This window comes from Streptomyces sp. NPDC053367 (assembly GCF_044545925.1).
GTDB lineage: Bacteria > Actinomycetota > Actinomycetes > Streptomycetales > Streptomycetaceae > Streptomyces.
The window spans coordinates 171,747-184,871 of record NZ_JBITYN010000003.1; the positions used below are offsets into that span (position 1 = coordinate 171,747).

Here is a 13,125-nt window from a genome sequence, read left to right on the forward strand (position 1 = left end):
GAGAGCCGGGTTGAGCCCAGGCCGGACCCGGCGGCCCTCAGATGTGCGGATGCCCGCACGCCCGTGCGGGCATATGCGCGAGAATGACGGGGTGACCTCAGCGACGAGAAAGCCCGAGCCCCCGGACTCCCCCGACGCCCCGATCCGCCCGCGGCTGATCGCCACCGACCTCGACGGCACACTGCTGCGCGACGACAAGTCGGTCTCCCCGAGGACCGTCGCCGCGCTGGCCGCCGCCGAAGAGGCCGGCATCGAGGTCTTCTTCGTCACCGGCCGCCCCGCCCGCTGGATGGACGTCGTCAGCGAGCACGTCCACGGCCACGGCCTCGCCATCTGCGGCAACGGCGCCGCCGTGGTCGACCTGCACGGCGGTCCCGGCGCCCACCGGTTCGTCAAGGTGCGCGAGCTGGCGCGGGAGAACGCGCTGGACGCCGTACGCCTGCTGCGGGACGCGGCGCCCGGCACCGTGTACGCGGTCGAGCAGACGTACGGCTTCAACCAGGAGCCGGACTATCCCAAGCTGCACATGGAGATCCCGGACACCCTGGCGCCGGCCGAGGAACTGCTGGGACCGGACGCGCCCGGCGCCGACGAGCCCGTGCTCAAGATCCTCGCGTACCACCCCACGCTCGACCCCGACGCCTTCCTCACCGTGGGCCGTCTCGCCATCGGCGACCGCGCGAACGTCACGCGGTCCAGCCCCAGCGCCCTGCTGGAGATCAGCGGTCCCGAGGTCTCCAAGGCCAGCACACTCGCCCTGTGCTGCGCCGAGCGCGGCATCTCGCACGAGGAGGTCGTCGCCTTCGGTGACATGCCGAACGACGTCGAGATGCTCACCTGGGCCGGCCGCTCCTACGCGATGGGCAACGCCCACCCGGATGTGATCGCCGCTGCCTCCGGGAGCACGGTCGCCAACAACGAGGACGGCGTCGCCGTGGTGATCGAGCAGCTGCTGGTGGAGGCGAAGGGCGCCTGACCAGGGGCCTACCCCAGGTTCACGCCTCTCGCCGCCAGCCACGGCACCGGGTCCACCCCCGACCCCAGCTCCGGCGTGACCCGCACCTCGAAGTGCAGGTGCGGGCCGGTGGAGTTGCCGGTCGTGCCCGCCTGCCCGATCCACTGCCCGGTCGTCACCCGCTCGCCCGGGTCCACCGCGACCGAGGCGAGATGCGCGTACTGCGTGTAGTAGCCGCCGGGGTGCTCGATGACGATCTGGATGCCGAACGAGCCCCCGCAGGACACGCTCACCACCCGGCCCTCGCCGACCGACCGCACAGGCGTCCCGATCGGCACGGCGAAGTCCTGCCCGGTGTGCCGGTTCGCCCAGCGCTCGCCCCCGCTGCCGAAGCCCGCCGACAGCTCGTACGCCTCCACCGGCGCGACCCAGCCCTGCGCGTACGAGGCGGGCGGCTGCTCCAGCCGTACCGCGCCCCGGCAGGAGCCCGCGAGGGCCGCGGCGTCCGCCTCGCCCTGGAGCCGCGAGCGTGCCTCCTCCAGGTTGTGCTCGATGGACCGCTTGAGCCGGGCCAGCTCGCCGTTGCGCTTCTCCAGCTCCTGCCACGCCGCCGCGGCCCTCGCCTCGTCCGCCGCGAGCCGCTCCTCCGCCCGGCGGCTCTTGTCGATCGCGTTGTCGAGCACCGTGTCGGCCTGGGAGAACACGTGCTGGCCGCGCAGGAGTTCCTCGGGGGTGCCCGCGAGAACGATCTGCGCGGCGACCGGCAGCCCACCACCCTCGCGGTACTGGGCCCGCGCGATCCGGCCCAGGTCCTCGTGCAGCACCGCGATCTCCCGTCGGCGGCCGTCCAGCAGCTCCTCGTAGCGCTGGGCGAGGGCTCGCTGCGCGTCGGCCTCGCGCCGCCCCTCCTCGTACCGCTGGGTGGCCACCGCCACGTCCGCGTACAGCCGTGCCACCTCCACCGCCGTCCCCCCGTCGGCACCCGTCTCCGCCGAGCCCGAGGCGGCGGTGGGGCGGGCCGCGAGTACGGCGAGCGCGCACAACAGCGCCGGAACGAGCAGTGGATGGCGGCGGCGAGGTGAACGCATGTCAGCGATCGTGACCCGCCCCGGTGCTCCGCGTCCCGTTCACGTCGTACGCCTGGGGGACGCGTTGCTGCAAATGGGGTGCCTACGGGGTGATTGGCCGTCAACTCGGTGACGCGCGGCGGCCGTACCGGAAGCCGCCGCCGAAGGAGGTCCTTCAGTCGTGTGTCTCCGCCAACAGGCCCTCCGCCGCCGCCTCGCGCGCCGCCATCTCCCGCAACGGCCCCGCCACGGCGGTCAGCTCCTTGAAGGCGCCCCGCTGCACCACCCGGCCGCGATCCAGCACGATCACCTCGTCGACGTCGTCGAGACCGGCCAGCCGGTGTGTGATCAGCAGCGTCGTACGGCCCTCGGTGGCGGCCAGCAGGTCGGCGGTGAGCGCGTCGGCGGTGGGCAGATCGAGATGCTCGGCGGGCTCGTCGAGGACGAGGACGGGGAAGTCGGCGAGCAGTGCGCGGGCCAGCGCGAGCCGCTGCCGCTGCCCACCGGACAGCCGGGCCCCGTGCTCCCCCACGAGCGTGTCCAGTCCGTCCGGCAGCCCTTCCACCCAGTCCAGCAGCCGCGCCCGGTCCAGCGCGTCGCGCAGCTCGGCGTCGGTCGCCTCCCGCCGGGCCAGCAGGAGATTCTCGCGGACGGAGCTGTCGAAGAGGTGCGCGTCCTGCGCACACAGGCCGACCAGCCGCCGCACGTCGTCGCCGTCCAGCGCGCAGGCGTCCACGCCGCCCAGCGTGTACGAGCCGGTCTCGCCGTCCAGGAAGCGCAGCAGCACCTGGGCCAGCGTGGTCTTGCCGGAACCGGACGGGCCGACCACGGCCACCCGACGTCCCTGCTCCAGCCTCAGGTCGAGGCCCGCCAGGGCGTCGCGGTCCTGGCCCGTGTGCCGGGCGGTCAGCCCCCTGACGACGAGCGGGAACGGCGAGGCGGGCGCCTGCCGCGGACGCTCCGGCTCCCGTACGGGCACAGGGGCGTCCAGCACCTCGTGGACCCGCTCGGCGCTCTTGCGCACCCGCTGTCGGAACTGCACGGCGAGCGGCAGCCCGAGGACGGCCTCGAACGCGGCCAGCGGGGTCAGCACCACGACGGCCATGACCACACCGCTCAGCCGCCCGGCGGCCACCGCCTGGGCACCGACGAGAGCGGCCGCGGCGACGGTCAGACCGCAGATCAGCGCGGTGAGCCCGTCGCCGAGCGCGGTCGCGGTGGCGGTGCGCGAGGCGATCCGGGTCAACTCCGCGTCCGCCTTGCGCGCCTGGGCCGTACGGAGGGGCAGGGCACCCGCGACGGTCAGTTCGGCAGTGCCGGTGAGCAGGTCGGCCACGCTGGTGGCCAGCACTCCTCGGGCGGGGGCGAGCCGGCGTTCGGCCCGCCGTGCGACCGCGCCCGTGAGCAGGGGAACCCCGGCACCGGCAGCCAGCAGGCCGACCGCGAGCACCGCGCCCGCCTCCGGCAGCAGCCAGGCCGTGAAGGCGACGGACCCGGCCGACACCAGTGTCGCCGCGCCGACGGGCAGCAGCCATCGCAGCCAGTAGTCCTGCAGCGCGTCCACGTCCGCCACCAGACGGCTCAGCAGATCGCCCCGGCGCGTGTCGCGCAACCCGGCGGGCGCCAGCCGCTCCAGGCGCCGGTAGACCGCGACCCGGGTGTCGGCCAGCATCCGCAGCACCGCGTCGTGCGACACGAGCCGCTCGCCGTACCGGAACACGGCCCTGCCGATCCCGAAGGCCCGGGTCGCCGTCACGGCCACCATCAGATACAGCACCGGCGGCTGCTGAGAGGCCCGCGAGATGAGCCACCCGGAGGTCGCCATCAGCCCGACGGCACTGCCCAGCGCCAGGCTTCCGAGCAGCAGGGCGAGAAGCAGCCGGCCGCGCCGGGGCGCGGCCATGGCCCGGACCCGGGCGAGGGGGCCACGAGGGCCCGCTTCAGCAGGAGCCTCTTCGCTCTCCTGGACGCCGGACGGCTCCGAGAGGGGGGTGGGAGCCGGCCTCGCCGGCTGGGTGGCGACCGGCCGCGCAGGGCTCCCGGAGGGCACCCCCGTCGGCTCCAGCCGCACCACCCGGTCCGCCACCGACAGCAGGGCCGGCCGGTGGACCACCAGCAGGACGGTACGTCCGGCCGACAGCCGCCGTACCGCGGCCACGACCTCCGCCTCGGTCTCCCCGTCGAGCGCGGCCGTCGGCTCGTCGAGCAGCAGCACCGGACGGTCGGCGAGGAAGGCCCGGGCGAGCGCGAGCCGCTGCCGCTGCCCGGCCGAGAGCCCCGTCCCGTCCTCGCCGAGCAGGGTGCCCGCACCGAGCGGCAGCGCGTCCACGAAGTCCAGCGCCCCCGCGTCGCGCAGGGCCTGCCGTACGGCCGTGTCGTCTGCGTCGGGCCGTGCGAGCCGGACGTTCTCCGCGATCGTCCCCGCGTACAGATGAGGCCGCTGCGGCACCCAGGCGACCTGCGCACGCCACTGCTCCGGGTAGATGTCGGCGAGGTCCGTGCCACCGATCCGCACCTGCCCGGCGGTCGGGCGTACGAAGCCCAGCAGGACGTTCAGCAGCGTCGACTTGCCGGCCCCGCTGGGTCCGACGAGCGCCACCGTCTCCCCCGCTTCCACGGTGAAGGTGGCCGCCGTGACGGCGTCCTCGGACCGCCCGGGATAGCGGACGGTGACGCCGTCGAAGGCGAGCGACCCCGGGGACACCGCCCGAGTGCCGGAGTCCGGTGCACCCGTGGGCACCGGCTGGGTGCCCGAGTCCGGTACCGGCGTCTCCAGGACCTCGAAGATCTCCTCGGCCGCCGCGAGCCCCTCCGCCGCCGCGTGGTACTGCGCCCCCACCTGCCGCAGCGGCAGATATGCCTCAGGAGCGAGGACCAGGATGACCAGGCCGGTGTAGAGGTCCATCTCGCCGTGGACGAGCCGCATGCCGATCGTCACGGCGACCAGCGCCACCGAGATCGTGGCGAGCAGTTCCAGGGCGAAGGAGGAGAGGAAGGCGATCCGCAGCGTCCGCATGGTCGCCCGGCGGTACTCGCCGGTGATCCGCCGGATCGAGTCGGCCTGCGCCTTGGCCCGCCCGAACACCTTCAGCGTCGGCAGCCCGGCGACCACGTCCAGGAAGTGTCCGGACAGCCGGGACAGCAACCGCCACTGACGGTCCATGTGCGCCTGGGTGGCCCAGCCGATCAGCATCATGAAGACGGGGATGAGCGGCAGGGTCCCGACGATGATCGCGGCGGAGACCCAGTCCTCGGTGACGATGCGGGCCAGCACGGCCACCGGCACCACCACCGCGAGACCCAACTGCGGCAGATAGCGGGAGAAGTAGTCGTCGAGCGCGTCCACTCCCCGTGTGGCGAGCGCCACCAACGATCCGGTCCGCTGCCCACTGAGCCAGCCCGGCCCAAGTTGGACGGCACGTTCCAGCAGCCGCCTCCGCAGCTCGGACTTCACGGCCGCGCTGGCACGGTGAGCGGCGAGCTCGGTGAGCCAGGCGATCAGCGAACGGCCGACCGCCACGGTCACGAGCAGCAGCAGGGGAGTGCGCAGTTCACCGACCGACAGGCCACGCTGGAAGGCGCCGACCACGACCTCGGCGATGAGCATCGCCTGGGCGACGACCAGCCCCGCCCCGACGGCGCCCAGGGAGACGGCCGCCGACAGGAACAACCGAGTGGCTCGGGCGTGACGCAGGAGACGGGGATCGATCGGTTTCACGTGAAACATGCCCTTCGGTCCTGGGAGGCTGTTTGACGGTGTTTCACGTGCAACGCCACGGCTTGTTTCACGTGAAACACCCTCCCGGTGGGACTCAGTGCGTGGCTTCGACAGCGATGTGCTGCGTACCGATGCGCTTACGGAAGACCCAGTAGGTCCACCCCTGGTAGAGCAGGACGATCGGCGTGGCGATCGCCGCGCACCAGGTCATGATCTTCAGGGTGTAGGGACTCGACGAGGCGTTGGTGACCGTGAGGCTCCAGTTCTCGTCGAGCGAGGACGGCATGACATCCGGGAAGAGCGACAGGAACAGCATCGCCACGGCAGCCACGATGGTGACGCCGGACAGGGCGAACGACCATCCCTCACGCCCGGCCTGGTTGGCCAGGAGCGCGGCGACCAGGGAGGCGACCGCCACAGCCAGAGCCACCAGGCTCTTGCCGTCCCCGCTGTCGACCTGGGTCCACAACAGGAAGAGCAGCGCCACCACGGCGGTCGCCAGGCCGGCCTTCAGGGCCAGGGCGCGCGCCCGCTCCCGGATCTCACCGACGGTCTTCAGCGCGGTGAACACCGTGCCGTGGAAGGTGAACAGCGTCAGCGTGACCAGACCGCCGAGCAACGCGTACGGGTTGAGCAGGTCCAGGACTCCGCCGACGTACTCGAAGTCGGCGTCGATCTTCACGCCGCGCACGATGTTGGCGAAGGCGACGCCCCACAGGAACGCCGGGATCAGCGAGGTCCAGAAGATCGCGGTCTCCCAGTTGCGCTGCCAGTTCTCCTCGGGCCGCTTGGCGCGGTACTCGAAGGCGACGCCCCGGACGATCAGGCAGACCAGGATGAGCAGCAGCGGCAGGTAGAAGCCGGAGAAGAGGGTGGCGTACCACTCCGGGAAGGCGGCGAAGGTCGCGCCGCCCGCCGTGAGGAGCCAGACCTCGTTGCCGTCCCAGACGGGGCCGATCGTGTTGATCAGCACCCGCTTCTCCAGCCGGTTGCGCGCCAGCAGCCTGGTGAGGATGCCGACCCCGAAGTCGAAGCCCTCCAGGAAGAAGTAACCGGTCCACAGGACGGCGATCAGGACGAACCAGACGTCGTGCAGTTCCATGACTGTGCAGCTCCCTCGGCCTAGTACGAGAAGGCCATCGGCTTGTCGGCGTCACGGGTGTCGCCGCCGATCTTCGTGGGCGGGTTGAGGTCGGCCTCGGTCAGCTCGGGCGGGCCGGCCTTGACGTACTTGGCCAGGAGCTTGACCTCGACGACGGCGAGGATCGCGTAGAGCGTGGTGAAGACGATCATCGAGGTGAGCACCTCGCCCTGGGACACCCCGGGCGAGACCGCGTCACGGGTCTGGAGCACGCCGTAGACGACCCACGGCTGGCGGCCCATCTCGGTGAAGATCCAGCCCCAGGAGTTGGCGATCAGCGGGAAGGCCGCGGTCCAGAACGCGATGCGCCAGTACCAGGTGGTGAGCTTCGGGCTGAGGGTCTTGTTCTTGAACAGCACCAGATGCGGCACTTCGTCCTCACCCACCCTCAGGTGCTGGGGGAGCAGGAACTTCCTCCGCGTCAGCCACAGCCCGGCCAGGCCGAGGGTGAAGGAGCTCATACCGAAGCCGATCATCCAGCGGAAGCCCCAGTAGGCGACGGGCACGTTGGGCCGGTAGTCACCGGGGCCGAACCGTTCCTGCTCGGCCTTGTTGACGTCGTTGATGCCAGGGACGTACGAGCTGAAGTCGTCCTTGGCCAGGAAGGACAGCAGGCCCGGGATCTCGATGGCGACCTTGTTGTGGCCCTTCTCGACATCGCCGTAGGCGAAGACGGAGAACGGCGCGGGAGCCTCGCCGTCCCACAGTGCCTCGGCGGCGGCCATCTTCATCGGCTGCTGCTCGTACATGATCTTGCCGAGGACGTCACCGCTGACCGCGGTGAACATTCCGCCGATCACCAGAGTGACCAGGCCGAGCCGCAGTGAGGTCTTCATCTCGCGGATGTGCTTCTTGCGCAGCAGATGGAAGGCGGAGATGCCGACCATGAACGCGCCACCGGTGAGGAAGGCCGCGGAGAGGGTGTGGAAGGCCTGGGCGAGCGCGGTGTTCTGCGTGAGGACCAGCCAGAAGTCGGTGAGCTCCGCCCGGCCCTTGGCCTCGTTGATCCGGTAGCCGACCGGGTGCTGCATCCAGGAGTTGGCCGCGAGGATGAAGTACGCCGACAGGATCGTGCCGATCGACACCATCCAGATGCAGGCCAGGTGGATCTTCTTGGGCAGCTTGTCCCAGCCGAAGATCCACAGGCCGATGAAGGTCGACTCGAAGAAGAAGGCGATCAGCGCCTCGAAGGCGAGCGGGGCGCCGAAGATGTCACCGACGAAGCGGGAGTAGTCGGACCAGTTCATGCCGAACTGGAACTCCTGCACGATGCCGGTGACCACACCCATGGCGATGTTGATCAAGAACAGCTTGCCCCAGAACTTGGTGGCCCTGAGGTACTTCTCCTTCTCCGTCCGGACCCAGGCGGTCTGCAGGCCGGCCGTGAGGGCGGCGAGCGAGATCGTCAGCGGAACGAACAGGAAGTGGTAGACGGTGGTGATGCCGAACTGCCAACGCGCCAGAGTCTCCGGCGCCAAAGCCAATTCCACGTCGTCGTCTCCTTACTCGCCGTGGACACAGCGGCGGTTCGCCCCTTTTGTCACACGCAACATGGAACAACCGGGACTTGCTTGTGAACGCGTTCACATTCACAAGCAATTATGACGCACTGATTTTCGGCCCGGGAGGGGGGGTCCCTCCTTGGCCTCCGCGTCAATCCCTTGGCAGAGACTTCAACGTCTTGTTGAATTGCGCGCCATGCAGACGCAGCACTCACCGACCCGTATACGGATCTCCTGGCCCGCGGGGCATCTCACCGCGAGCCTCGACAGCACCCCGACCACTCAGGCCCTGATGGAGGCGCTTCCCTTCACCTCCACCGCCCAGACCTGGGGTGAGGAGGTCTACTTCGACACAAGCGTGTCGGTTTCACGTGAAACGGACGCCCGACAGGTCGTCGAGCCGGGCACGGTCGCCTTCTGGACCGACGGCGACGCCCTCGCACTTCCCTATGGCCCCACCCCGATCTCGCGAGGCGACGAGTGTCGCCTCGCGAGCCCCTGCAACGTCCTCGGCCGCCTCGACGGGGACCCCCGCCGACTGGCGACCGTGCGCGCAGGCGACCCGATCCGGGTCGAAGCGATCACCGACTAGTGCCACCGACCGGATCGGGTCCGAGGACTCCTCACCCCTGGAGCTCCTTGCGGAAGCCCTCCGTCGTCTTCAGGAAGATGTCGTTCGCCTCGGTCTCGCCGATCGTGACCCGCACACCCTCGCCGGGGAACGGCCGCACCACGACCCCCGCCTGCTCACAGGCGGCCGCGAACGCCACCGTGCTCTCCCCCAGCCGCAGCCACACGAAGTTGGCCTGGGTGTCCGGCACCGTCCAGCCCTGGGAGCGCAGCGTGTCGACCACACGCGTGCGCTCGCACACCAGCGAGCCGACCCGGCCCAGGAGCTCGTCCTCGGCCCGCAGCGAGGCCACCGCCGCGTCCTGCGCGAGCTGGCTGACGCCGAACGGGACGGCCGTCTTGCGCAGCGCCGCGGCGACCGGCTCATGCGCGATCGCGAACCCGACGCGCAGGCCGGCGAGGCCGTACGCCTTGGAGAAGGTCCGCAGGACGCAGACGTTCGGCCGGTCGCGGTACAGCTCGACGCCGTCGGGCACCTCCGTGTCCCGCACGAACTCGCGGTAGGCCTCGTCCAGCACGACCAGCACATCGCCGGGCACCCGGTCCAGGAAGCGCTCGAGCTCGGCCCGGCGCACGGCCGTACCGGTCGGGTTGTTGGGGTTGCAGACGAAGATCAGGCGGGTCCTGTCGGTGATGGCGTCCGCCATCGCGTCGAGGTCGTGCACATCGCCCGGGGTCAGCGGCACCTTCACCGAGGTCGCGCCGCTGATCTGGGTGATGATCGGATACGCCTCGAAGGACCGCCAGGCGTAGATGACCTCGTCGCCGGGGCCGGACGTGGCCTGGAGCAGCTGCTGGGCGACACCGACCGAACCGGTGCCGGTGGCCAGGTGCGAGACCGGCACACCGAAGCGCTCGGCCAGCTCCTCCATCAGCCCCATGCAGGCCATGTCCGGGTAGCGGTTGAAGGACGCGGCTGCGGCGGTGACGCTCTCCATGACGCCCGGCAGCGGGGGATAGGGGTTCTCGTTGGAGGACAGCTTGTACGCCACCGGCCCCCCGGCCGCGGCAGGCTTGCCCGGCTTGTAGGTGGGGATACCCTCCAGCTCGGCGCGCAGCTTCGGGCTCGTCTCGCTCACCGCAGTCCTCCTCGCGATCACCGGCGGACCGTCAGCACCGCCGGCTTCCAATGCTTCTCACCTTAAGAGGATTCGGGCCCGCTGCGAATGGGTCCGCGTCCACCACCTGGACCGGGTGGGCCCGGAGCGGGCGCGAGGCAGGCGCCGAGCGGGGATGTCCCAGCAGCCCCACTGACAACAGGGGCATCACCGTACGAAGGGCCATGAATCGGGGGCGCACCATACATATATCTATGCGCCGGTGGCTTGCGCCGTGGCGCGCGTCCCTCGTGAAGGTGAGTTGAGACCTCTTCGAAACATCGGGCAGTTGGCAGGCGTGCACGCGCCGAGACGCCACGTCCTACAGCAGAAGCCGCCAACTCCCTTGCTTTCAAAGGTTTTTCCGGCCTGACAGCCTTGCAGAATCGTGCCTGTCAACGGGTGCATATGCGTCCGCACTACCCCACCGCATGAGCCCTACTATCGGCACGCCATGACAGCAGCAGGGAAGCACCAGGTGAGCCGCGCGGAAACCTCACGCCGAGGCAGCCGGCCGGGACGGGCGGGCATCAGAGATGTGGCCGCCGCCGCCGGGGTCTCCATCACAACCGTCTCCGATGCCCTCAACGGCAAGGGCCGGCTCCCGGACGCCACCCGCCGCCATGTCCGCGAGGTCGCCGACCGACTGGGATATCGCCCCTCGGCAGCCGCCCGAACCCTCCGTACCGGCAAGTCGGGACTCATCGGCCTGACCGTGACGACGTACGGGGATGAACCTTTCACCTTCACCGAGTTCGCGTACTTCGCGGAGATGGCACGTGCCGCCACCTCCGCCGCGCTCGCCCGCGGCTACGCCCTCGTCATCCTTCCCGCGACCTCCCGCCACGACGTGTGGTCCAACGTCGCCCTGGACGGCACGGTCGTCATCGACCCCTCCGACCAGGACCCGGTGGTCAGCGAGCTGGTCCGGCAGGGTTTACCGGTCGTCTCCGACGGCCGCCCGGCCGGCTCCCTTCCCGTCACCGCCTGGGTCGACAACGACCACGAGGCCGCCGTCCTCGGCATCCTCGACCATCTGGCCGACGCGGGCGCCCGCCGGATCGGCCTGCTGACCGGCACGACCACCGACACCTACACCCACCTGTCGACCACGGCCTATCTGCGCTGGTGCGAGCGCGTCGGCCAGGACCCGGTCTACGAGGCCTACCCGGCGCACGACCCCTGCGCCGGCGCCGTCGCCGCCGACCGGCTCCTGGCCAGGCCCGACCGCCCCGACGCCGTCTACGGGCTGTTCGACCCCAACGGCACCGACCTGCTCGCCGCCGCCCGCCGCTACGGCCTGCGCGTGCCCGAGGACCTGCTGCTGGTGTGCTGCAGCGAGTCCACCGTGTACGCCAACACCGAGCCGCCCATCACCACGCTGTCGCTCAAGCCGCGCCGCATCGGCACGGCCGTCGTCCAGCTCCTCATCGACGCCATCGAGGGAGTCGAGTCGGATCATCCCGTCGAACAGGTGATACCGACGGAGCTGATCGTGCGCACCTCTTCGCAACGGCGCCCGCCGCGCCGGACCGTCAGCCCCCCGCGCTCCCCGGAAGAGGGATAGCGCCGGACCGGCCGACGGCTCGGGCGAAGCCCGGCCCAATCGGGGCGAAAGCCACGGTGAAACCGGAGTCCTGCTTCTTTTCACCACCCCTGGGTCATCACATGGCACGATCCGCATTCCTATGATGGGCCCACGGCACCGCGGGCCGCTGCGACCAGGCAGTCCGATCGGTGCAGCTGCGGCGCGATGGTGGAGGGGTCGATGACTCAGGGGGCCGGTCAGGGACCCGAGGTGGAGCGGACGGCGACGTTGCGCGACTTCCGGGTGCCCGCGTACGTCCATGAGACCGGCCCGTACCCCGCCCAGGGCAGCCACCCCGGTGAGACGGCCGCCCCCGTCCCGGAGCCGGTGGACTACCCGGAGGGGTACACGCCCACCCAGCGCGACCTGCCCGTCATCAACCGGGGTGACACTCTCCAGGTCACCGTCGACCCGGCCCCCGCGCCCGTCCCCCAGCCCGCGGCCGGCCCCGGCCCGCTGTTCGTGGTCGGCGACGTGCACGGCTACCTCGACCAGCTGATCGCCGCTCTTCAGGAGAAGGGCCTGATCGACGCCGCGGGTCACTGGTGCGCGGGCACCGCCCGGCTGTGGTTCCTCGGCGACTTCACCGACCGCGGTCCGGACGGCATCGGCGTCATCGACCTCGTGATGCGGCTGTCCGCCGAGGCGGCAGCGGCCGGCGGCTACTGCAAGGCCCTGATGGGCAACCACGAGCTGCTGCTCATCGGCGCCAAGCGGTTCGGCGACACCCCCGTCAACTCCGGCGCGGGCACCGCCACCTTCCAGGCGGCCTGGCTGCTCAACGGTGGCCAGAAGACCGACATGGACCGCCTCCAGGACCACCATCTGCAGTGGATGTCCCGCCTCGACGCCCTGGAGCAGGTCGACGGCCATCTGCTGGTGCACTCCGACACCACCGCCTATCTGGACTACGGCGACTCCATCGAGGAAGTCAACGACACGATCCGCGAGACCCTCACCCGCAACGACGCGGACGAGGTCTGGGATCTGTTCCGCAAGTTCACCAAGCGCTTCTCCTTCCGTGACGAGGGCGGCGCCGACCATGTGCGCTCGCTGCTCGAGGTCTTCGGCGGCAGCCGCATCGTCCACGGCCACAGCCCCATCCCCTACCTCCTGGGCGAGGTCGGCTCCGAGGACGGCGAGGACAACGCCGGCCCCGTGGTCGAGGGACCGCACGTCTACGCCGACGGCCTCGCCATCGCCATGGACGGCGGAGTGACCATGGCCGGAAAGCTGCTCGTGCAGCAACTCCCGCTGGACAAGTGAGACTTCACCGGGCCGTGGTACCCCGTCGCAGGCCCGGAAGGTGACAGCGCGAGCCCGAGGGCGCGGACCGGAGGGCAATTTCTGCAAACCCCCTGTCGACGTGTGCCGTCACCGCTCTACCATCGGCTTATCCGTAGCAGGCTCCCCTCCGTTTCTGCCCG

At 70.7% G+C, this 13,125-nt stretch carries 9 protein-coding genes; 4 read left to right on the plus strand and 5 right to left on the minus strand.

The window, feature by feature from the left end; all coding sequences use genetic code 11:
* The first annotated feature begins 91 nt into the window (after positions 1–91).
* Positions 92–976: an HAD hydrolase family protein gene (locus ACIGXJ_RS10445; protein WP_399642943.1), complete on the plus strand. Its 885-nt coding sequence runs from the start codon at positions 92–94 to the stop codon at positions 974–976.
* 8 nt (positions 977–984) lie between these two features.
* On the opposite strand, the gene ACIGXJ_RS10450 is transcribed toward ACIGXJ_RS10445, so the two are convergent.
* The 4 genes from ACIGXJ_RS10450 to ACIGXJ_RS10465 all read right to left on the minus strand — a co-directional run bounded on the left by ACIGXJ_RS10450 (position 985) and on the right by ACIGXJ_RS10465 (position 8,371).
* On the minus strand, positions 985–2,043 hold the full coding sequence (locus tag ACIGXJ_RS10450) for a peptidoglycan DD-metalloendopeptidase family protein (RefSeq protein WP_399642944.1): 1,059 nt from the start codon (positions 2,041–2,043) through the stop codon (positions 985–987).
* A 154-nt stretch (positions 2,044–2,197) separates the two neighbouring features.
* Complete coding sequence (gene cydD, locus ACIGXJ_RS10455) at positions 2,198–5,740, minus strand: thiol reductant ABC exporter subunit CydD (RefSeq protein ID WP_399643671.1); 3,543 nt, start codon at positions 5,738–5,740, stop codon at positions 2,198–2,200.
* 94 nt (positions 5,741–5,834) lie between these two features.
* Positions 5,835–6,842, minus strand: coding sequence for a cytochrome d ubiquinol oxidase subunit II (gene cydB / locus ACIGXJ_RS10460; RefSeq protein ID WP_399642945.1), 1,008 nt, complete (start codon positions 6,840–6,842; stop codon positions 5,835–5,837).
* Positions 6,843–6,862: 20 nt separating this feature from the next.
* A complete protein-coding gene (locus ACIGXJ_RS10465) occupies positions 6,863–8,371 on the minus strand; it encodes a cytochrome ubiquinol oxidase subunit I (protein ID WP_399642946.1) in 1,509 nt (502 codons plus the stop codon).
* A gap of 208 nt (positions 8,372–8,579) precedes the next feature.
* Here ACIGXJ_RS10465 and ACIGXJ_RS10470 point away from each other — a divergent pair, with 208 nt between their 5' ends.
* A complete protein-coding gene (locus ACIGXJ_RS10470) occupies positions 8,580–8,975 on the plus strand; it encodes a cyclophilin-like fold protein (protein WP_399642947.1) in 396 nt (131 codons plus the stop codon).
* A 31-nt stretch (positions 8,976–9,006) separates the two neighbouring features.
* Here ACIGXJ_RS10470 and hisC read toward each other — a convergent pair whose 3' ends face one another.
* On the minus strand, positions 9,007–10,092 hold the full coding sequence (gene hisC, locus ACIGXJ_RS10475; protein WP_399642948.1) for a histidinol-phosphate transaminase: 1,086 nt from the start codon (positions 10,090–10,092) through the stop codon (positions 9,007–9,009).
* Positions 10,093–10,564: 472 nt separating this feature from the next.
* Here hisC and ACIGXJ_RS10480 point away from each other — a divergent pair, with 472 nt between their 5' ends.
* Positions 10,565–11,677: a LacI family DNA-binding transcriptional regulator gene (locus ACIGXJ_RS10480; RefSeq protein ID WP_399642949.1), complete on the plus strand. Its 1,113-nt coding sequence runs from the start codon at positions 10,565–10,567 to the stop codon at positions 11,675–11,677.
* Between the two features lie 186 nt (positions 11,678–11,863).
* Positions 11,864–12,964 (plus strand): metallophosphoesterase, encoded by a 1,101-nt coding sequence (locus ACIGXJ_RS10485; RefSeq protein ID WP_399642950.1) that lies wholly within the window; start codon positions 11,864–11,866, stop codon positions 12,962–12,964.
* Positions 12,965–13,125 lie beyond the last annotated feature (161 nt).